Genomic DNA, 20,547 nt, shown 5'->3' with positions numbered 1-20,547 from the left:
GTGCCTCCTTCGAAATATCGTTGTGAGATCACGCGCCGACCGAGCGCAGCGATTCGGAGGTGAGCGTGAAGTAGCGCGTGCCGATGGCGTCCGACACATGGTAGGCCGCCGTCTCGCAGTTGGCGAGCAACTGCACCAGCGCGGGATAGTTCGCTTCGGGTCCGGTAGCGCAAAGGTGTTCCAGCGTCCAGGTGGCCGGATCGGGCAGCTCGTACGACAGCGCGGTGAGCTTGCCCGGCGCGCTGCCCGCGAGCCGCGCGATGCGGCCGCGCAGGGTCTGCGTGACCCAGGCCAGCGAGCGCGGGTTCTCGGCATCCAGCACCAAGAGGTCGACCAGCGTGGCCACGTCGCGGCGCTGCTGGTAGCGCGCATGGAAGGTGATGGTGCTGTCGAACAGCGCCACCATCGCCTCGAAGCCGCTGACCTCGTGCACGGCGCCGTTGTCGAAGCCGGCTTCCAGCGCGTTCGACAAAAAGCCCAGGCGCTCGATGTGGCGGCCGATGGACAGCAGGCGCCAGGCGTCGTCGCGCGTCATGCGGTCGGTCTGCGCGCCGGTCATCGCGGCCAGCGCGGTGCTGGCCGATTCGAGCGCGCGCAGCGCGGCGCTGGCGGCGAAGCTGCCTTCGCCGGCCTGCTCGGCCGCGCGGCGCAGGAAGTCGGCCTCGGCGCGCACGATCTGGTTCCAGTTGTCCTGCGAGAGCCGCTCGCGCACGGCAGCAGCGGCCTCGCGGATGCAGCGCAGGCTGTAGCCGACGCTGCCGCCCTTGTCCACGTCGCCGAGCTCGGCCACCAGCGCACGTTCGAACACCCGGCGCGATTGCGGCGCGCTCGGCGCCTCGGCCGGCACTAGCGCATTGCGCACGGCCATGCGGTGCAGCCATTCGAGCAGCGGGCGCGACGACTGGTCTTCGCCGCCCAGCAGGTTGAGCGTGAGGCGCGCCAGGCGCACCGCGTTCTCGGCGCGCTCGGTGTAGCGGCCGAGCCAGAACATGTTCTCCGCAGCGCGGCTGGTGACCGGCGCGCGGTGCCGCGCGAGCGAGGCGGGCGTGGCGTGCGGCTGCAGCAGCGTGGTGCGATCGACCTCGCCGTGCGTCTGCACCCACACGTCGGCGCTGCTGCCGCCGCGCTGCATCGAGGCGATCTGCGCATTCGCGCCCGCAAGCCGTGCAAGCCCGCCGGGCAGCACGCGCCACGACTGCGCACCGTCGCTCACCGCGAACACGCGCAGCAGCACCGCGCGCGGCGCGATGTGGCCGGGGCCCAGGTCGCTCGCCCAGGTGGGCATCTGCGACAGCGGCAGGTAGCTCTGCACGGTGTGGGCATCGCCCTCGCGCACGATGCGGCCGGCCCATTCATCGAGCTCGCGGCGGCCGAGCTGGCTGCCGAGCACCGCGTCGAAACTGGTCTGGCCGTCGAAGCCGGGGTAGGTGGGCTTGATGGCGCAATCGCCCAGCTGCGGCAGCACCGCCTCGAGCGCGGCGCGCTCGCCGCACCACCAGGTGGGGAGGGCCGGGAGCTTGAGCTTCTCGCCGATCAGCCGGCGCGCCAGGCCCGGCAGGAAGCCGAGCAATGCGGGCGATTCGAGGAACGCCGAGCCTGGCATGTTGGCCACCAGCACATTGCCGGCGCGAATCGCCTGCAGGAGCCCGGGCACGCCGAGCGTGGAATCGGGGCGCAGTTCCAGCGGGTCGAGGAACTGGTCGTCCAGCCGCTTGATGAGGCCGTGCACCGGGCGCAGGCCCTGCAGGGTCTTGAGGTACAGGCGCTGGTCGCGCACCGTGAGGTCGCTGCCCTCGACCAGCGTCACGCCCAGATACCGCGCGAGGTACGCGTGCTCGAAGTAGGTCTCGTTGTACGGGCCGGGGGTGAGGAGGGCGATGTGGGGCGGCACGCCGGCCGGGCACATGCGCTGCAGGCCGTCCATCATGGCGCTGTAGGTGGCGGCCAGGCGCTGCACGTGCAGCGCCTCGAAGGCCTGCGGAAACTGCCGCGTGATGGCCAGGCGGTTCTCCAGCAGGTAGCCCAGGCCCGAGGGCGCCTGGGTGCGCTGCGACACCACCCACCAGTTGCCGTCGGGGCCGCGCGCGAGGTCGAAGGCCGCGATGTGCAGCCAGGTGTCGCCCGGCGGCTTCACGCCGTGCAGCGCGCGCAGGTAGCCCGGATGGCCGCGCACCAGCGCCGGCGGCAGGAGCCCTTCGCTCAGCAGTTGCTGCGGGCCGTACACGTCGGCCATCACGCGGTCGAGCACGCGCACGCGCTGCAGCACGCCGGCCTCGATCTGGCTCCAGCTCTCGGGAGAGACGATCAGCGGAAAGAGGTCCAGCGACCAGGGGCGCTGCGGTCCGTTGGCGTCGGCGTAGACGTTGTAGGTGACGCCGTTGTCGCGGATCTGCCGCTCCAGGCTCACCGCGCGGCGCGGCAGGTCGTTGAAGCCGCCCGGGCCGAGCTGGTCGAAGAAGGCGTTCCAGGCGGGAGTGAGCGGCGGTTTGTCGTTGGACGACGTTTGCTGCTGCGACTGGGACTGCGACTGGGACTGCGATTGGGACGATTGCGATTGGGACTGCGACGGCGTGGCCGCCGGCCGCTCCGCCGCCGCGTCGTACAGCAGCGGGGCCGGCGCAGTCGCCGGCGCCGCACCACCGGAAGCGGGCCTCGCGGGCGCAGCCGCGGTGGCCTGGCCACGCAACTCGTCGAAGTGGCCGGGCAGCGCGGCCGGTGCGAGCGCCGACGCCAGGGCCGCTGGAAACTCCAGGGCCTGGGCGTCGAACAGGGATTCGTTCAAAGGTTCCACAGGGGGTGGATTGTCACACCGCCGTCACGGCGCGGCCGCTCTGGCAGTGTGCTAAATGACCCCTTATCGGCGCAGATCGAGCGTGAACGGGAATTCGCGGCTGCCCGGCAGCTCGATGGTGGCCGGCGGCGTGCGCATGAGGCCGGGCGTGTGGCCCATGCGCGTGAAGCGCGAATGGCGGCGGCTCTCGGCCTCGTAGGCGTTGACCGGGAAGCTGTCGTAGTTGCGCCCGCCCGGGTGGGCCACGAAGTACTGGCAGCCGCCGAGGGACCGCTTCATCCAGGTGTCCACCAGGTCGAAGGTCAGCGGCGCGTGGGCGCCGATGCTCGGGTGCAGCGCCGAGGGCGGGTTCCAGGCCTTGTAGCGCACGCCCGCGACGAATTCGCCGGTCACGCCCGTGGGCTGCAGCGGCAGCACCTTGCCGTTGACGGTGACGACGTGGCGGCTCTCGTTCAGGCCCGTCACGCGCACCTCGATGCGCTCGAGCGACGAATCGACATAGCGCACCGTGCCGCCCGCCGAACCTTCCTCGCCCATCACGTGCCACGGCTCCAGGGCGTTGCGCAGCGAGAGCTCCACGCCCATCGCCTGCATCTGGCCCACGAGCGGGAAGCGGAACTCGAAGTGCGGCGCGAACCAGTCGGGATCGAACGCGAAGCCGGCCTGGCGCATCTCGCTGATGACGTCGTCGAAGTCCATCTTCACGAAGGTCGGCAAAAGGAACCGGTCGTGCAGCTCGGTGCCCCAGCGGGTGACCGGCGCCTTGTAGGGCTCGTCCCAGAAGCGGGCCACCAGCGCGCGGATCAGCAGTTGCTGCGCGATGCTCATGCGCGCATGCGGCGGCATCTCGAAGGCGCGCAGCTCCAGCAGGCCCAGGCGACCGGTGCTCGAATCGGGCGAGTAGAGCTTGTCGATGCAGAACTCGCTGCGGTGCGTGTTGCCCGACACGTCGATGAGGATGTTGCGCAGCGTGCGGTCGACCAGCCATGCGGGCATGTTCTGGCCGTAGATCTCGCGGTTCTTCGCGATTTCCTGCAGGGCGATTTCCAGTTCGTAGACCTGGTCGTTGCGCGCCTCGTCCACGCGCGGCGCCTGGCTCGTCGGGCCGATGAACATGCCCGAGAAGAGGTAGCTCAGCGACGGGTGGTTGTGCCAATAGAGCAAGAGGCTCGCGAGCAGCTCGGGCCGGCGAAGGAACGGGCTGTCGGCGGGCGTCGCGCCGCCCATCACGAAGTGGTTGCCGCCGCCGGTGCCAGTGTGGCGGCCGTCGGTCATGAACTTCTCGGCCGACAGGCGCGTCTCGAACGCGGCGTTGTAGAGGAACTCGGTGTGCGCGACCAGTTCCTTCCAGTTGTGGGCCGGGTGGATGTTGACTTCGATCACGCCCGGGTCGGGCGTGACGGCCAGCATTTTCAGGCGCTGATCGCGCGGCGGCGGATAGCCTTCCATCACGATGCGCATGTCCAGCTCGCGCGCGGTGGCTTCGACGGCGGCGACGAGGTCCAGGTAGTCCTCCAGGCGCGCGAGCGGCGGCATGAAGACGTAGAGCACGCCCGAGGCGCTGCCCTTCTTCTCGGCCGACGGGCCGTTGGCGCGGCGCGGATCGCGCACCTCCACGCACAGCGCGGTGCGCGTGACCCAGTGGGCCGATTCGCCGCGCAGGGGCTGGCGGGTGGCAGGTGTGGCGGACGGGGCGGAGGTGGCGGAGGTGGCCGAGGCATCGGCGCTCGCGTCGGCGGCACATGCGGCGGCCGCTGCGGCATCACCGCTGGCCGCATCGCCGGGGCTCTGCATGCGCAACGATGCGGGCACCACGGGCGGCGTGCCGAAGGTGTAGGGCACGTCGCCGAGGTTGGCGCCCGTGGAGCCGGCTGCACCGACAGCGCCTGTGCTGTAGCGCGCACGGTAGTCGGCCGCGCTCGGCAGCGCGCCGCGCGGGGCGGTCGGGTCGCGCTCGATCAGGTAGGGGTAGTCGCCCTTGCTGGCCCACGGCTGCGAGTCGAGCGGCAGGCGGTAGCCCATGGGCGAATCGCCCGGAATGAGATAGAGCCGGTCGTCGCGCAGGAACCAGGGGCCGGTCTTCCAGCCGGGGCCGGCGAGCGCGGGCGCATCGCCGTTCGCGTGGCCCGGCTCGATGGGCAGCATGTAGCCGATCACCGCGTCCAGCTTCTGCGTGAACACGCGGCGAAGGCGCACGCGTTCGAGCTCGTCGTCCAGCTTCGACTCGAAAGGATCGACGTTCACCGGCAGGCGGCGTTCGCGCCAGAGGTAGTAGTAGGTGTCTTCGTAGCCGGGCTGGATGTAGCGCTCGGTGAGGCCGAGGTTGCCGGCCAGCGTGGTGGTGAAGCGGCGTGCGTCCTCGCTCGTGTAGTGCGTGGGGAAGCGTTCGTCGGCGAAGAGCGCCGGGTCGTGCCACAGCGTCTGGCCGTCGGCGCGCCAGAAGATCGAGAGGGCCCAGCGCGGCAGCTGCTCGCCCGGGTACCACTTGCCCTGGCCGAAATGCAGGAACCCGCCGTTGCCGTATTCGGCGCGCAGCTTGTGAACGAGCTCGGTCGCGTAGCCGCGCTTGGTGGGGCCGAGCGCGTCGGTGTTCCACTCGGGCGCGTCGCGGTCGGCGGTGGCCACGTAGGTGGGCTCGCCGCCCATCGTGAGGCGCACGTCGCCGGCCTTCAGGCGCGCATCGACGGCATCGCCGAGCGAGAGCACCTCGGCCCATTGCTCTTCGGTGTAGGGCTTGGTGACGCGCGGCGATTCGTAGATGCGCGTGACCTTCATCTCGTGGCCGAACTCGACCTCCGATTCGTCCACGCCGCCTTCGATGGGCGCCGCGCTCGACGGCGTGGGCGTGCAGGCGAGCGGGATGTGGCCTTCGCCGGCCATGAGGCCCGAGGTGGCGTCCAGGCCGATCCAGCCCGCGCCCGGCAGGAACACCTCGCACCAGGCGTGCAGGTCGGTGAAGTCGACCGTCGTGCCGCTCGGGCCGTCCAGCGCCTTCACGTCGGGCGTGAGCTGGATGAGGTAGCCCGAGACGAAGCGCGCGGCCAGCCCCATGTGGCGCAGGAGCTGCACCAACAGCCAGCCCGAGTCGCGGCACGAGCCGCTGCCGTTGGTGAGCGTCTCTTCCGGCGACTGCACGCCGGGCTCCATGCGGATGAGGTAGTTGACGTCCTGCTGCACCTGCTGGTTCAGGCCCACCAGGAAGTCGATGGTGCGCTGCTCCTTGCGGTCGATCTTCTCGAGGTAGGCCTCCACCAGCGGCGTCGCCGGATCGGCCACGAGGTAGGGCGCGAGTTCCTCGGCCTGCGAGGCGGTGTACTTGAACGGAAAGTTCTCGGCCTGCGGCTCCAGGAAAAAGTCGAAGGGGTTGTAGACCGCCATCTCGACCACGAGGTCGACGGTGACCTTGAATTCGCGTGTCTTCTCGGGGAACACCAGCCGCGCCTGGTAGTTGGCGAACGGGTCCTGCATCCAGTTGACGAAGTGCTCGGCCGGCTCGACGGTGAGCGAGTACGAGATCACGTTGCTGCGGCAATGCGGCGCGGGCCGCAGGCGCACGACCTGCGGGCCCAACTGCACCAGGCGGTCGTATTTGTAGTGGGTGACGTGGTGGAGTGCGGCGTGAATGGACATGCGTTTTTATGTGCAGTACTGCGAGATTGCATCGAAAAGATGTCTCTTGTGAGACGCATACTAGCCTAGGGCCTGCCACCCATTGAACGCCCTCGCGAAACCCTGATGCGCGGGGCAGTGCAAGGCGCCCTGAGCGCCGCGTAGCACCGCTACGCAAGCGAAGGGCAACGCCGCAATGACCCGCGCATCAGGGTTTCCCTCCGGGCTGGCCCCGCCATACGGCGTCTGCTTTGTCGGCCGGCTTGCCCATGGATGACCATGGGCTGCGCCGTCCTCCGCACATCCACCGCATGGCGGGGCCAGCGCGAGGGCGTTCAATGGGTGGCAGGCCCTGGAAGCCAAGCAATTAACGCGCCATCGAGCGCGGGTTCGGGGAGGGTTTGCATCATGTGTCGTGGAGTCGTGTGCTGACGCCGTCGCGTGCGTCCGGCAGGGGCGTGTCGTGGGCGTTTGCCGCATTGGGGGGATCGCTCGCCGGTGCGGCGTTGCAGTTGCATCAGCCAACGCTGTGGCGGGCGGGGGCCTATGCGGCCTTGCTGTTCGCGGGTGTTGCGGGGCTGTGGTGGCGGCGTGCTTTCGGGCGGCTGTTGCTGGTCGCGGCACTGGTGTGCGGGGCATTGGCCGGTGCGGGGCTCGCGGGCTGGCGCGCCGTTGCCTACGCAGGCGATGCGCTCGATCCGTCGCTCGAAGGGCGCGACCTGCAGGTGACCGGCGTGGTCTCGCGGATGCCGCAGCGCAACGAGACTGGAACGCGGTTTCATCTCGACGTCGAATCCGCGCGTTGGGCCGATGCGCGCAACGATGCACCGCCTGTGGTGCCTTCGCGCATCGCGCTCGGTTGGTACGGGGAGAACACCGGGCTGTGGGGCCGTGCGACGGAGGGGCGCGCGGCTTCGTCCGTCGCAGCCGGCGCAGTGCATGCCGGCGAGCGATGGCAACTCACGGTGCGGCTCAGGGCGCCGCATGGCAACCTCAATCCGCATGGCTTCGACAGCGAACTCTGGCTGTGGGAGCAGGGCGTGCATGCCAACGGCTATGTGCGAACCGGCACGCACGATGCGGCGCCGGCGTATGTCGCGAACACCTGGTGGCATCCCATCGAGCGCGCACGCGAAGCGGTGCGCGATGCCGTGTTCGAGCGCGTGGCCGACCGCCGCCAGGCCGGCGTGATCGCCGCGCTGGTCACCGGCGACCAAGGCGCCATCGACCGCGCCGGCTGGGACGTGTTCAGGGCCACGGGCGTGGCGCACCTGATGTCGATCTCGGGCCTGCACATCACCATGTTCGCGTGGCTCGCCGCACACATCGCCGGCGCGCTGTGGCGACGAAGCACGCGGTTGATGCTGCGCCTTCCCGCACCCCAGGCCGCGCTGATCGGCGGCGTGCTGCTGGCCACGCTCTATGCGCTCTTCAGCGGATGGGGCGTGCCGTCGCAGCGCACGGTGTGGATGCTCGCCACCGTCGCGCTGCTGCGCCTGACCGGCAGGCGCTGGCCGTGGCCGCATGTCTGGCTGCTGACCGCCGCGGTGGTGGTGGCGATCGATCCGTGGGCCTTGATGCAGGCGGGCTTCTGGCTCAGCTTCGTCGCGGTGGGCGTGCTCTTCGCCACCGATTCGACGGAGGCGGGAGAGCGGAAAACGGGCGCCGTGCAACGGCTGTTCCTGTTCTTTCGCGAGCAATGGGTGATCACACTGGCGCTCACGCCATTGAGCCTCTTGCTGTTCCAGCAGGTGTCGGTGGTGGGGCTGCTGGCCAACGCCATCGCGATTCCCTGGGTCACGCTGGTGATCACGCCGCTGGTCATGCTGGGCGCGGTCGCGGCGCCGCTGTGGCACGTCGCGGCCTGGGCCGTGCAGGCGCTCGCCGTCCTGCTGCAATGGCTTGCGGGGCTGCCGTTCGCCACGCTGTCGATGGCCGCGCCGCCGTGGTGGATGGCGGCCTGCGGCGTGGCAGGCGGCGCGTTGCTCGCCATGCCGTTGCCGCGATCGATGCGCGCACTCGGCCTGCCATTGCTGCTGCCCGTGCTGCTGTGGCAGATGCCGCGGCCCGCCGCCGGCGAATTCGAACTGCTCGCGGCCGACGTCGGGCAGGGCAGCGCGGTGCTGGTGCGCACCGCGACGCACAGCCTGCTCTACGACGCCGGGCCGCGCTACAGCCTGGAGAGCGATGCGGGCCATCGCGTGCTCGTGCCGCTGCTGCGCGCCTTCGACGAGCGGCTCGACATGCTGGTGCTGAGCCACCGCGACATCGATCACACCGGCGGCGCGCCCGCGGTGCTTGCGATGCAGCCCGGGGCCCTGTTGCTCAGTTCGATCGAGGCGACGCATCCGCTGCGCGCGCAACACCCCGGGGAAGTGTGCGAAGCCGGCCGGCAATGGAACTGGGACGGCGTGCATTTCGAGCTGCTGCATCCGCTCGCCTCGGACTACACGGCCACGGCCAAATCGAACGCGGTCTCGTGCGTGCTGCGCATCGGCAATGGCCGCGCGGCCGTGCTGCTGGCCGGCGATATCGAGCGCGACCAGGAGCGCGCGCTCGTGCAGCGCGGCGGCGCGCTCGCGGCCGACGTGCTGCTGGTGCCTCATCACGGCAGCAAGACATCGTCGAGCGAGGCGCTGCTCGAGGCGGTGCACCCGCGCATCGCGCTGGTCCAGGCGGGCTACCGCAACCGCTTCGGGCACCCGGCGAAAGAGGTGGTCGCGCGCTATGCGGAGCGCGGCGTGCGGGTGGTGGAGAGCGTGCGCTGCGGCGCCGCGCAATGGACCAGCGTGCGGCTCGCCGAGGTGGCCTGCGAGCGCGATCGCCATGCGCGCTACTGGCAGCACCGCGTGCCCTGACGTGCCGTCGCTGGCCGATTCCCGCCATCCGGCGTGGTTCGCCGCCACGGTCGCGTTGAAGGGGAATTGCTGAAAAATGTGAACTAATTGTTAAACCAAGGGGGTATGGCCGGTTGCCTCGTCGCGTATCGCGGCGCCTGATGCGTTGTATCGATCCGAAACAACATGAGGAGGCCGCATGTTTCACAAGAACAGGCGTCAGCACCAACCGATCGGCAGGCGGACGCCATGATGGCCGCAGCCGTTCCCACCATCACCGGCGCCGGGGCCACCGCGACCCCCACCGCCAGGCTCCAGATGCACCGCGAGGGGGCGGTGCTGGTGCTGACCATCAGCAATCCCGCGGCGCGCAACACCGTCAATCCATCGATCTACCGGGCCGCCGCGAAAGCGATACGCGCCGCTTCGGGCTTTCGTACCGTGCGCGCCATCGTGCTGACCGGGGAGGGCGAACATTTCTGCGTCGGCGGCGACCTGCGGCGGCTCGTGCGGCAGCGCAAGCTCCCGCAATCGGAGCAGCTGGCGCATTCGGACGCGCTGAACGAATGGGTCATGGCGATGCAGGAAGCGCCCCAGCCCGTCATCGCCGCGGTCGAGGGCACGGCGGCGGGCAGCGGTTTTTCGCTGTGCCTTGCGTGCGACCTCGTGGTCGCGGCCGAGGACGCGGAGTTCGTGATGTCCAACGTCAACTTCGGCCTGTCGATCGACGGCGGCGGCACCGATTCGCTGGTGCGCTCGCTGCCGCCGCAGGCCGTGCTCGAGATCCTGCTGGGCGGCTCGGTCCATCACGCCCGCCGGCTTCATGACTGGGGCGTGGTGAACCGCATCGTGCCGCGCGGCACGGCCTACGCCGCCGCGCTCGCCTGGGCGCAGAAACTCGCGCAAGGCCCGTTCGACGTGCAGGCCCGCATCAAGGAGCTGGTGTATGCGGCGCGCGGCCGCAGCCGCCGGGAGCAACTCGAGGCCGAGCGCGGCGTGCTGGTCGAGCGCCTCTACAGCGACGAAAGCGGCAAGCGCATCAAGGAATTTCTCACGGCCCGCAACAGGAGATAGCAGGGGCGCGCCATTCGTGAAACACCGCGGAACCGGCTTTGCCGGGCCGCAGGTGTTGCCCCCTGCAAGGGGGTTGGCGAAGCGACACGAAGTGCGCGAAGCCTGGGGGTTAGCCAAAGTTTGGCCCTGAACTTGCTAAGCTATGGCTCAAGGAGATTGGTCGTTCCATGCACAAATTCGATGAGATGTATGAGCAGTTGCCCTATGCGGGGGCTGCAATCCGACAGCACTACAAGCGCTACGACCAATGGCTTGCGAAGCAACCCGGTGAGGTGATGCGATCGAGGCGCGAAGAGGCGGAACTGATCTTCCGCCGGGTCGGCATCACCTTCGCGGTGTATGGCGCCAAGGACGAGGACGGCTCGGGCACCGAGCGGCTCATTCCGTTCGACCTGCTGCCCCGCATCATTCCCGCCCACGAGTGGGACAGCATGGAAAAGGGGCTGGTGCAGCGGGTGACGGCGCTCAACCGCTTCCTGCACGACGTCTACCACGACCAGGAAATCATCAAGGCCGGCATCATCCCGGCCGAGCAGATCCTGAACAACGCGCAGTTCCGCCCCGAGATGATGGGCGTGACCGTGCCGCACAACGTCTACTCGAACATCTCGGGCATCGACATCGTCCGCGCCCCCGATGCCGACGGCAACGGCGAGTACTACGTGCTCGAAGACAACCTGCGGGTGCCCAGCGGCGTGAGCTACATGCTGGAAAACCGCAAGATGATGATGCGGCTCTTCCCGGAGCTCTTCAACCAGAACCGCATCGCGCCCGTCGCGCACTACCCCGACCTGCTGCTGGAAACCCTGCGCGCGAGCGCGCCGCCCGCCACGGCCGAGCCCACGGTGGTGGTGCTCACGCCCGGCATGTACAACAGCGCCTACTTCGAGCACGCCTTCCTCGCGCAGCAGATGGGCATCGAGCTGGTCGAGGGGCAGGACCTGTTCGTCAAGGACGACTTCGTCTACATGCGCACGACGCGCGGACCGCGGCGCGTGGACGTGATCTACCGCCGCGTGGACGACGACTTCCTCGACCCCGACGTGTTCCGCCCCACCTCCACGCTCGGCACGGCCGGCCTCATGCGCGCCTACCGCGCGGGCAACGTGGTGATCTGCAATGCGGTGGGCACCGGCGTGGCCGACGACAAGTCGATCTACCCCTACGTGCCCAAGATGATCGAGTTCTACCTCGGCGAGAAGCCGATCCTGAAGAACGTGCCGACCTACATGTGCCGCAACAAGGACGAGCTGCAGTACACGCTGGACAACATGAAGGACCTGGTCGTGAAGGAGGTGCACGGCGCCGGCGGCTACGGCATGCTGATCGGCCCGGCCGCCACGCACGCCGAGATCGAGGACTTCAAGAAAGCCGTGATCGCCAAGCCCGACGGCTACATCGCGCAGCCCACGCTGAGCCTGTCGACCTCGCCGACCTTCGTGGATGCGGGCATCGCGCCGCGCCACATCGACCTGCGGCCCTTCGTGCTCTCGGGCAAGGAGGTGCAGATGGTGCCCGGCGGCCTCACGCGCGTGGCGCTGAAAGAGGGTTCGCTGGTGGTCAATTCCTCGCAGGGCGGCGGCACCAAGGACACCTGGATCCTCGAAGCCGAGCGTGCGCCCAGGGCGCAATCGCAGTCCCAGTCGCAGTCGCAGAGCGCCTCGTCATCGGTCTGAGTGCAAGCAGGAAATCAGGAGAACAAACAATGCTGTCACGCACCGCCGATCACCTCTACTGGATGTCCCGCTACACCGAGCGCGCCGAGAACACCGCGCGCATGCTCGACGTCAACTACCAGACCTCGCTGCTGCCGCAATCGGCCGAAGTGGCCAAGTACGGTTGGCAGGGCGTGCTGTCCATCAGCGAATTGCTGCCGCTCTACAACAAGAAGTACGAGCAGATCACGCCCAACGAGGTGATGGAGTTCATGGTCAAGGACGAGAGCAATGCCTCCTCGATCGTCTCGTGCCTGAAGGCCGCGCGCGAGAACGCGCGTGCCGTGCGCGGCGCGCTCACCACCGAAGCGTGGGAAACGCAGAACACCACCTGGCTCGAAGTGAACCGCATGCTGCGCCAGGGCGACTTCGAGCGCGACCCGGGCCAGTTCTTCGAATGGGTCAAGTTCCGCTCGCACCTCTCGCGCGGCGTGACGCTGGGCACGATGCTGCAGGACGAGGCCTTCTACTTCTCGCGCCTGGGCACCTTCCTCGAACGCGCCGACAACACCGCGCGCCTGGTGGACGTGAAGTTCCACGCGCTCAACAGCGAATTCTTCGGCGCCGCCACCGAGGAAGACCAGGAGTACGACTTCTATCACTGGAGCGCGATCCTGCGCAGCGTCTCGGCCTTCGAGGTCTACCGCAAGGTGTACCGCGACGTGATCAAGCCCGAGCGCGTGGCCGAGCTCCTGATCCTTCGCGCCGACATGCCGCGCTCGCTGCACGCGAGCCTGGCCGAGGTGGTCAACAACCTCGCGAAGGTGCAGAACGAGCAGAGCGCCGAAACGCAGCGCCGCGCCGGCAAGCTCCTGGCCGACCTGCAGTACGCGCGCGTCGATGAGATTCTGGCGACGGGGCTGCACGCGTACCTCACGCAGTTCCTCGACCGCGTGAACGAGCTCGGCGGGCGCATCAGCCAGGACTTCCTGGTCCCCGCGCACTGAGCGAGCCCCGGGGCCGTTAGCGTGAAAACGACTCGACGGCCACCGGGATCTTCGGCGCCTGCCAGCGGTAGGCATCACCCAGCACATTGCGCTCGGGCATCTGCCCGCTCCACTGGATCTTGAGCAGGTCCATCAGCGTCCATCCGGTCCAGTCCGCGCGAAAGGGCTGCTGCTGCGCGGCGCCGCCCGGCAGCGGCTCGCGGTTGCGCCAGACCACGGCCGGAATGCGGTAGCCCGACGCGGTCGACGGGCTGTGGCCCGCGCGGTCGCTGCCGTGGCCGACCTCCTGGCCGTGGTCCGAGAGGTACATCCACGCGCGGTATTCGTCGGGCTTGCCCGCGCTGCGCGTCTGCTGCAGCAGCTCCGACACCACGAAGTCGTGGTACAGCAGCGCCGCGTCGTACTCCTGGCGAAAGCGCCGCACCCAGGCGGAGCGGCCGTCCTTCACCAGCCCGGTCTCGACCGCATCGACGTCGTCGTCGAACGGGTTGGCGTTCTCGGGAAAGCGCAGGCTGTAGTGCGGGTGCGCGCCCATCAGGTGGACCACGATGAGCTTGCGGTCGGTGCTCGTGTCGGCAAAGGCCTCCTGCACGCAGTCGAGGATCTCGCCGTCCAGCGAGGCGCTGGCGCGGCCGGGCGTGCGATTGACCATGTCCACCACGTCGGCGAAGCGCGCGTGCTGCTGCTCGATGGCCAGGTCGTCGTGGTTGCTGATCCACCAGACCTTGTAGCCGGCGGCGCGCGCCAGGGCCAGCAGGTGCGGGGGGTTCTCGCCGTTCTTGCCGTTCTCGGCGTTCTCGGCGTTCTCAGCGTGGGGCAGGCCGAAGTGGAACATGTTGCGCAGCGCGGGCAGCGTGCTCGCGTCCACCGACCAGGCGTTCTTGAGCACCGTCATCTGCTCGCCGGCCTGCGCCTTGTGCGCCAGCAGGCGCGGCGTCGTCGGGCGGCCGTAGCCGTAGAGCGCCATGTTGTCGCGGTTGATGCTGTCGGTGATGACCAGCACCACCGTGGAAGGGCCGGCCTGCAATGCCACCGGCGCGATGGCCCGGGCCTGCGCCATCGCACGGTCGCGCACCTTCTCCTGGTCGGCCCAGGCGGCGCGCAGCGTGTGCACCGACTGCGACCAGCCGGCCCAGAAGATCGCGGGATGCAGCCGGCGCCATGGCTTGCTCGCATAGGCCACGCAGGCGACGAGCAGCAGGACCAGCACCAGCGACCGGAGCCAGAACGGCGACCGCGTGCGCACAGACGATGCAGCCGCATCGAAGACGGCGCCGCGTCGCGCGAACATGCCCACGAGCACGCCGGCCACGGCGAGCGCGGCCGACCAGACGACGGCCGAGCGCCAATGCATCCACAGGTATTCGGTGCTCTCGCGCGCATTGGTGTTGGCCGCCGCGCCGAGCACCATCGCGCCGTCGGGCGCGGCCTGGTAGGTGTCGAGCAGGTAGGCGCGCACCGCGCCGTCGAGCGCGAAGCCCATGGCCCAGAGCCACACGAGCACCGTGCGCACGCGCCGCATGCGCGCGCTCTTCAACGGCCATGCGAGCCACAGCACCACCGGCGCGGCGAGCACCGCGAGCTGTGCGATGCGGCGGCCGTCGTGGCCCAGCGCGATCAGTGCGAGCAGCGTGGCGCCGACCACGCCGCAGGCGAGCAGGGCATTGCCGCGCGATGCGGGGGCGTCGGAGGGAGCGGAAGTCAAGCGTGGGATGCGAGTCGATGGGGCGTTCGGATTCTGCGTCCGCCGATGCGCCGCGAAGGCCAGTGCCCCGACGGCTGCGGGGGCCATGCCGGTGGCACGTCGGGATATCCCTCAAGGAACTTATCGCGCCTCACGCGCCCAGATGGGCTCGCCCGGCAAGGCGCGGCCTCGCCGTAAAAACTTCGATCCCCTTTGAAAGGAACCCTCTCTCCATGTCCAGATTCAGCCGGCTGCCCGCGCTCCTGCTCGCCTTCGCCCTCTCGTGGATGGCCCTGCCGTCCGCGTCGGCCGCACCTCAACGACAGATGGTCAGCGCCGCGGTCGACACCCTGAACATGCGCACTGGCCCCGGCCAGCGCTACGAATCCCACTGGACCGTGAGCAAGGGCTATCCATTCCGCGTGATCGGCCGCAAGGGCAACTGGCTGCACGTCAGCGACTTCGAGAACGACAAGGCCTGGGTCTACCGCCCGATGACCGCCAGGACGCCGCATCACGTGGTGAAGGCGAAGGTGGCGGTGCTGCGCAAGTCGCCGAGCACGCGCAGCCCCATCGTGAAGCGCGCGGGCTACGGCGACGTGCTGCGCACGCTGGAGCGCCGCGGCGACTGGGTCAAGGTGCGGCACGAAGGCGGCGGCACCGGGTGGGTGGCGCGGCGCCTGGTCTGGGGCTGGTAGGCCCCGGCACTCATCGGATCAGGTCGCGGTGGCCTGACGCACCGCGCGCTCCCAGCGCGCCATCGATTCCTCGGCCTGCGCGCGGCCCATGGTCGGCAGGAAACGCCGCTCCACCTTCCACAGTTTCGAGAGCTGGCGCGCATCGGCGTAGACGCCGGTCGACAGCCCCGCGAGGTACGCGGCGCCGAGCGCGGTGGTCTCGATGACCTCGGGCCGCACCACCGGAATGCCCAGCAGGTCGGCCTGGAACTGCATCAAGAGGTCGTTGACGCTCGCGCCGCCATCCACGCGCAACTCGGCCACCGGCTTGCCGCCCGCGACCACCGCATCGCGGCTCATGGCCTGCAGCAGCGCGGCGCTCTGGTAGGCGATGCTCTCCAGCGCCGCGCGCGCGATGTGCGCGACGGTCGTGCCGCGCGTGAGCCCGGTGATCGTGCCGCGCGCATCGGCATCCCAGTACGGCGCGCCCAGGCCAGTGAAGGCCGGCACCATCATCACGCCGCCCGCATCGGGCACGCTCTCGGCGAGCGACTGCACCTCGGCGCTGCCCTTGATGGCCTTGAGCCCGTCGCGCAGCCATTGCACGACCGCGCCGCCGACAAACACGCTGCCTTCCATCGCGTACTGCGGTGTCGCATCGGTCTGCGCAGCACTCGTCACCAGGAGCCCGTTGTGCGAGGGCTGGAACGCGCCGCCCGTGTGCATCAGCAGGAAGCAGCCGGTGCCGTAGGTGTTCTTGGCCATGCCGGCCTCGAAGCAGGCCTGGCCGAAGAGGGCGCTCTGCTGGTCGCCCGCCACGCCGCCCACGGGCAGGCTGTGGCCGAGCAGCGCCGCATCGGTGTCGACGAAATGCGAGCTCGAAGGCTGTACCTTCGGCAGGAGCGCGGCCGGGATGTCGAGCGCCTTCAAGAGGTCGGCGTCCCATTCGTTCGTGTGCACGTTGAAGAGCATCGTGCGCGAGGCGTTGCTCACGTCGGTCACGTGCGCCTTGCCGCCGGTGAGCTGCCACATGAGCCAGCTGTCCACGGTGCCGAAGGCCAGCTCGCCGCGCTCGGCATCGGCGCGCGCGCCGGGCACGTTGTCCAGCAGCCAGCGCAGCTTGGTGCCGGAGAAATACGCGTCGATCACCAGGCCCGTCTTCTCGCGGATGGTGTCGGTCATGCCTTCGTCGCGCAGCTGCGCGCACAGCGGCTCGGCGCGGCGGTCCTGCCAGACGATGGCGTGGTGCACCGGCTGGCCGGTCTTGCGGTTCCACAGCACGGTGGTCTCGCGCTGGTTGGTGATGCCGATGGCGTGGATGTCGGTGGGTTTGAGCTTCGCCTTCACGAGCACTTCGCGCGCGGTGGCCAGCTGGCTGCGCCAGATTTCCATCGGGTCGTGCTCGACCCAGCCGGGCTGCGGGTAGATCTGCGTGAGCTCCTTCTGCGCGATGGCGACGATGCGGCCTTCGCGGTCGAACACGATGCTGCGGGAGCTGGAGGTGCCCTGGTCGAGGGCGAGCAGGTAGGTGGTCGTCATTCGGTCGTTGTTCCTTGTGTCATGCCCGTGCTTCAGTGGCCGCGCGCGATTTCCAGGCGCACCTGCGCGGCATGCAGCAGGTCGGCGAACGGCGCGGGCGGCGCGGCGTCGGTGAAGAGGCGATCGATCTGCGAGAGCGTGCCCAGCTGGATCATCGCCGGCCGGTTGAACTTGCTCGCATCGGCCGCGAGCCACACCTCGCGCGCCTGCGCGATGATGGTCTGCGCCACCTTCACTTCGCGCAGGTCGAAGTCGCGCAGCGACCCGTCGGCCTCGATGCTGGAGACGCCGATGAGCGCGATGTCCACCTTGAACTGGCGGATGAAATCGATGGTGGCCTCGCCCACGATGGCGCGGTCGCGCGCGCGCACCGAGCCGCCGGCCACGATCACCTCGCACGAGGCGTTGCCGCTCAGGATGGTCGCCACGTTCAGGTTGTTGGTGATCACGCGCAGCCCCGTGTGGCGCATCAGCGCCTTGGCGATGGCCTCGGTCGTGGTGCCGATGTTCAGGATCAGCGAGCAGTCGTTGGGCACCAGCTCGGCCACCCGCTGCGCGATGCGCGCCTTGCCTTCGGCGTGCAGTGTCTCGCGCTGCTGGTAGCCGATGTTCTCGGTGGTCGAGCTGGGCACGCGCACGCCGCCGTGAAAGCGCGTGAGCAGCCCCTCGTCGGCCAGCCGCTGCACGTCGCGCCGCACGGTCTGCAAGGTCACGCCCAGCATGTCGGCCAGTTGCTCGACGGTGACGGAGCCGCGCGTGCGCACGGTGTCCAGGAGGTTGATCTGGCGCGGGTTGGAATTCACAGGGGCGTCGTGGAGTGCGTAAAGACTGCGGGCAGCGTACAGGGCGCGTCACTTTAAAGCGAAAGAAAACGAACCGGACTAAGGGAAAACTCGGAGGAAAATCGCGCCAAAAGGAATCCAAATGAAAAAACCCGAAAATACAATGGCGCCCTTCAGTGACCAAAGTCACGATTCAACGGGCCCTTTTGCTGTGAGCGATTTCTCCTCTGGTTCGCCTCTGCCACCGATCGATTGCGACGTGCTGATCGTCGGCGGCGGCATCAACGGCTGCGGCATCGCCCGCGACCTCGCCGGCCGCGGCTGGCGCGTCGTGCTGTGCGAGAAGGACGATCTCGCCTCGCACACGTCTTCTTCCTCCACCAAGCTCATCCACGGCGGCCTGCGCTACCTGGAGTACTACGAGTTCTCGCTCGTGCGCAAGGCGCTGCAGGAGCGCGAGGTGCTGCTCAAGAGCGCGCCGCACATCATGTGGCCGCTGCGCTTCGTGATGCCGCACGACCCCTCGATGCGGCCGGCCTGGATGATCCGCATCGGCCTGTTCATGTACGACCACCTGGCCAAACGCGAGGTGCTGCCGGGCTCGCGCAGCATCGACCTGCGCAAGCACGCGGCCGGCAAGCCCTTGAAGGACCAGTACAAGCGCGGCTTCGTCTACTCCGACGGCTGGGTCGACGATGCGCGCCTGGTGCTGCTGAACGCGCTCGATGCGAAAGCACGCGGCGCCGAAGTGCTCACGCGCACCCGCTGCACCCATGCCCGGCGCGATGCCGACGGCTGGACCGCCACGCTCGAAGGCCCGCAGGGCACGCGCACCGTGCGCGCGCGCGCCGTGGTGAATGCCGCCGGGCCGTGGGCCGAATCGTTCCTGCGCGGCGTGGCGCAATCGGCCAAGGGCGAATCGCTGGCCACCAAGAGCCTGCGCCTGGTGAAGGGCAGCCACATCGTCGTGCCGCGCCTGTTCGAGCACGACCACGCGTACATCTTCCAGAACCCCGACAAGCGGATCATCTTCGCGATCCCCTACCAGGACGAGTTCACGCTGATCGGCACCACCGACATCGAGCTGAACGGCGACGACCCCGGCGCCGCGCGCATCGCGCAGGAAGAGATCGACTACCTCTGCACGCAGGCCAGCCGCTATTTCGAGAAGCCCATCGTGCCCGCCGACGTGGTGTGGACCTACTCGGGCGTGCGCCCGCTGCTGGACGACGCCTCGGGCGACCCCTCGGCCGTCACACGCGACTACATGCTCGAGTCGAACACCACCGCCGCGCCGCTCTTGTCGGTGTGGGGCGGCAAGATCACCACCTTCCGCAAGCTCGCGGAAGACGCGGCCGACGAGGTGGGAAAGATGCTGGGCCAGTCGAATGCGCAGCGTCCCGCGTGGACCGACGGGGCGTTCCTCGCCGGCGGCGACCTGTCCGCATGGATCGGCGCCGCGCGCCGGCCCGACGACGATTTCGAGCGCTTCGTCTCGGCCGTGCAGGCGAAATACCCATGGCTCTACGGCAAGCTCACGCGCCGCCTCGCGCGCGCCTACGGGGCGCGGGTGTCCGAGCTGCTCGGCGATGCGAAATCGCTCGCCGACCTGGGCCCCGCGGTGGCGCCCGACCTGCACGAGCGCGAACTGCGTTTCCTGCAGACCCATGAATGGGCCGTGAGCGCGGACGACGTGCTCTGGCGCCGCTCCAAGCTCGGCCTGCACTACACGCCGGCCGAGCGCGAACAGGTCGCGGCCTGGCTGCAGGCCAATGCCGGCGCGAAGAACAACGACAAAGTGGAAGTGGAGGTGAGCTGATGCAGCTGACGATGGAGCACGTCACCAAGAAGGTCGGCGCGCAGACATGGCTCTATGAACAGAGCATCGCCCCCAAGAGCGGCGCGGTGACCGTGCTGCTGGGCGCCACGCAGGCCGGCAAGACCAGCCTGATGCGCCTGATGGCGGGGCTCGACACGCCGACGACGGGCAAGGTGCTGGTCGACGGCAAGGACGTGACCGGCATGCCGGTGCGCGAGCGCAACGTCGCGATGGTCTACCAGCAGTTCATCAACTACCCCTCGCTCAAGGTGTCCGACAACATCGCCTCGCCGCTCAAGCTGCGCGGCGAGAAGAACATCGATGCGCGCGTGAAGGCGCTGGCCGACAAGCTGCACATCGGCATGTTCCTGGACCGCCTGCCGGCCGAACTCTCGGGCGGGCAGCAGCAGCGCGTGGCGCTGGCGCGCGCGCTCGCCAAGAACGCGCCGCTCATGCTGCTGGACGAACCGCTCGTGAACCTGGACTACAAGCTGCGCGAAGGCCTTCGCGAAGAGCTCACGCAGCTCTTCGCCACCGGCGATTCGACCGTGATCTACGCGACCACCGAACCCGGCGAGGCGCTGCTGCTGGGCGGCTACACCGCGGTGATGGATGCGGGCGAGCTGCTGCAATACGGCCCGACCGCCGAGGTGTTCCATGCGCCGCAATCGCTGCGCGTGGCGCGCGCCTTCAGCGATCCGCCGATGAACCTTCTGGCCGGCACCGCAACCGCGGGCCAGGTGCAACTGGCGGGCGGCCCGGCACTGGCGCTGGCGTTGCCCGAAAGCGTTTCGGGCGCGGTCACCGTCGGCCTGCGCGCGAGTGCGTTGAACGTGGGCGCGGGCGAGGGCGACATCGCCTTGCCCGGCAAGGTGGAGCTGGCCGAGATCTCGGGCTCCGACACCTTCGTGCACGTCGATACCGCGGTGGGCGAACTGGTGGCGCAGCTCACCGGCGTGCACCGCTTCGAGCTGGGCGCTTCGATCACGCTGTACTTCAGCGCCTCGCAAGCCTATGTGTTCGATGCCGGCGAGAAGCTGGCGCTGGCGCCCGCATGGCGCAAAGGAAACTGA

Annotated in this window: 12 protein-coding genes; 7 read left to right on the top strand and 5 right to left on the bottom strand. The window is 69.0% G+C overall.

All coding sequences use genetic code 11. The annotated features are described in order from the left end of the window. Positions 1-28: 28 nt before the first annotated feature. Entirely contained in the window at positions 29-2,791 is a 2,763-nt protein-coding gene (locus tag ACZYRS_RS22425; protein WP_463421034.1) for a circularly permuted type 2 ATP-grasp protein, read from the bottom strand. A 63-nt stretch (positions 2,792-2,854) separates the two neighbouring features. Next, a complete protein-coding gene (locus tag ACZYRS_RS22420) occupies positions 2,855-6,421 on the bottom strand; it encodes a transglutaminase family protein (protein WP_463421033.1) in 3,567 nt (1,188 codons plus the stop codon). Positions 6,422-6,828: 407 nt separating this feature from the next. On the opposite strand from ACZYRS_RS22420, the gene ACZYRS_RS22415 reads away from it, so the two are divergent. From ACZYRS_RS22415 to ACZYRS_RS22400, 4 genes are all read left to right on the top strand, one after another. After that, positions 6,829-9,258, top strand: coding sequence for a DNA internalization-related competence protein ComEC/Rec2 (locus ACZYRS_RS22415; protein ID WP_463422522.1), 2,430 nt, complete (start codon positions 6,829-6,831; stop codon positions 9,256-9,258). A gap of 228 nt (positions 9,259-9,486) precedes the next feature. Continuing rightward, positions 9,487-10,311 carry an oxepin-CoA hydrolase, alternative type gene (locus tag ACZYRS_RS22410; protein WP_463421032.1) on the top strand — a complete coding sequence of 275 codons (825 nt, stop codon included), beginning with the start codon at positions 9,487-9,489 and terminating at the stop codon, positions 10,309-10,311. Between the two features lie 167 nt (positions 10,312-10,478). Beyond that, positions 10,479-11,987: a circularly permuted type 2 ATP-grasp protein gene (locus ACZYRS_RS22405; RefSeq protein WP_198785914.1), complete on the top strand. Its 1,509-nt coding sequence runs from the start codon at positions 10,479-10,481 to the stop codon at positions 11,985-11,987. 29 nt (positions 11,988-12,016) lie between these two features. Next, complete coding sequence (locus ACZYRS_RS22400) at positions 12,017-12,973, top strand: alpha-E domain-containing protein (RefSeq protein WP_463421031.1); 957 nt, start codon at positions 12,017-12,019, stop codon at positions 12,971-12,973. A gap of 16 nt (positions 12,974-12,989) precedes the next feature. On the opposite strand, the gene ACZYRS_RS22395 is transcribed toward ACZYRS_RS22400, so the two are convergent. Then, complete coding sequence (locus ACZYRS_RS22395; RefSeq protein ID WP_463421030.1) at positions 12,990-14,678, bottom strand: phosphoethanolamine transferase; 1,689 nt, start codon at positions 14,676-14,678, stop codon at positions 12,990-12,992. Between the two features lie 212 nt (positions 14,679-14,890). Here ACZYRS_RS22395 and ACZYRS_RS22390 point away from each other — a divergent pair, with 212 nt between their 5' ends. Continuing rightward, entirely contained in the window at positions 14,891-15,355 is a 465-nt protein-coding gene (locus ACZYRS_RS22390; RefSeq protein WP_463421029.1) for an SH3 domain-containing protein, read from the top strand. Between the two features lie 18 nt (positions 15,356-15,373). Here ACZYRS_RS22390 and glpK read toward each other — a convergent pair whose 3' ends face one another. Both glpK and ACZYRS_RS22380 read right to left on the bottom strand, forming a co-directional pair. Continuing rightward, positions 15,374-16,873 carry a glycerol kinase GlpK gene (gene glpK, locus ACZYRS_RS22385; RefSeq protein ID WP_463421028.1) on the bottom strand — a complete coding sequence of 500 codons (1,500 nt, stop codon included), beginning with the start codon at positions 16,871-16,873 and terminating at the stop codon, positions 15,374-15,376. A gap of 32 nt (positions 16,874-16,905) precedes the next feature. After that, a complete protein-coding gene (locus tag ACZYRS_RS22380) occupies positions 16,906-17,676 on the bottom strand; it encodes a DeoR/GlpR family DNA-binding transcription regulator (RefSeq protein ID WP_093434009.1) in 771 nt (256 codons plus the stop codon). 121 nt (positions 17,677-17,797) lie between these two features. Here ACZYRS_RS22380 and glpD point away from each other — a divergent pair, with 121 nt between their 5' ends. Together glpD and ACZYRS_RS22370 are read left to right on the top strand one after the other, a co-directional pair. Next, positions 17,798-19,474 carry a glycerol-3-phosphate dehydrogenase gene (glpD, locus tag ACZYRS_RS22375; protein ID WP_463421027.1) on the top strand — a complete coding sequence of 559 codons (1,677 nt, stop codon included), beginning with the start codon at positions 17,798-17,800 and terminating at the stop codon, positions 19,472-19,474. After that, positions 19,474-20,547 (top strand): ABC transporter ATP-binding protein, encoded by a 1,074-nt coding sequence (locus tag ACZYRS_RS22370; protein WP_463421026.1) that lies wholly within the window; start codon positions 19,474-19,476, stop codon positions 20,545-20,547. Before glpD ends, ACZYRS_RS22370 begins: the two co-directional genes overlap by 1 nt.

This window comes from Variovorax sp. AC194 (assembly GCF_979257995.1).
Note: the sequence above shows the minus strand (reverse complement) of the source record. Positions and strands in the feature narration are given on the sequence as shown.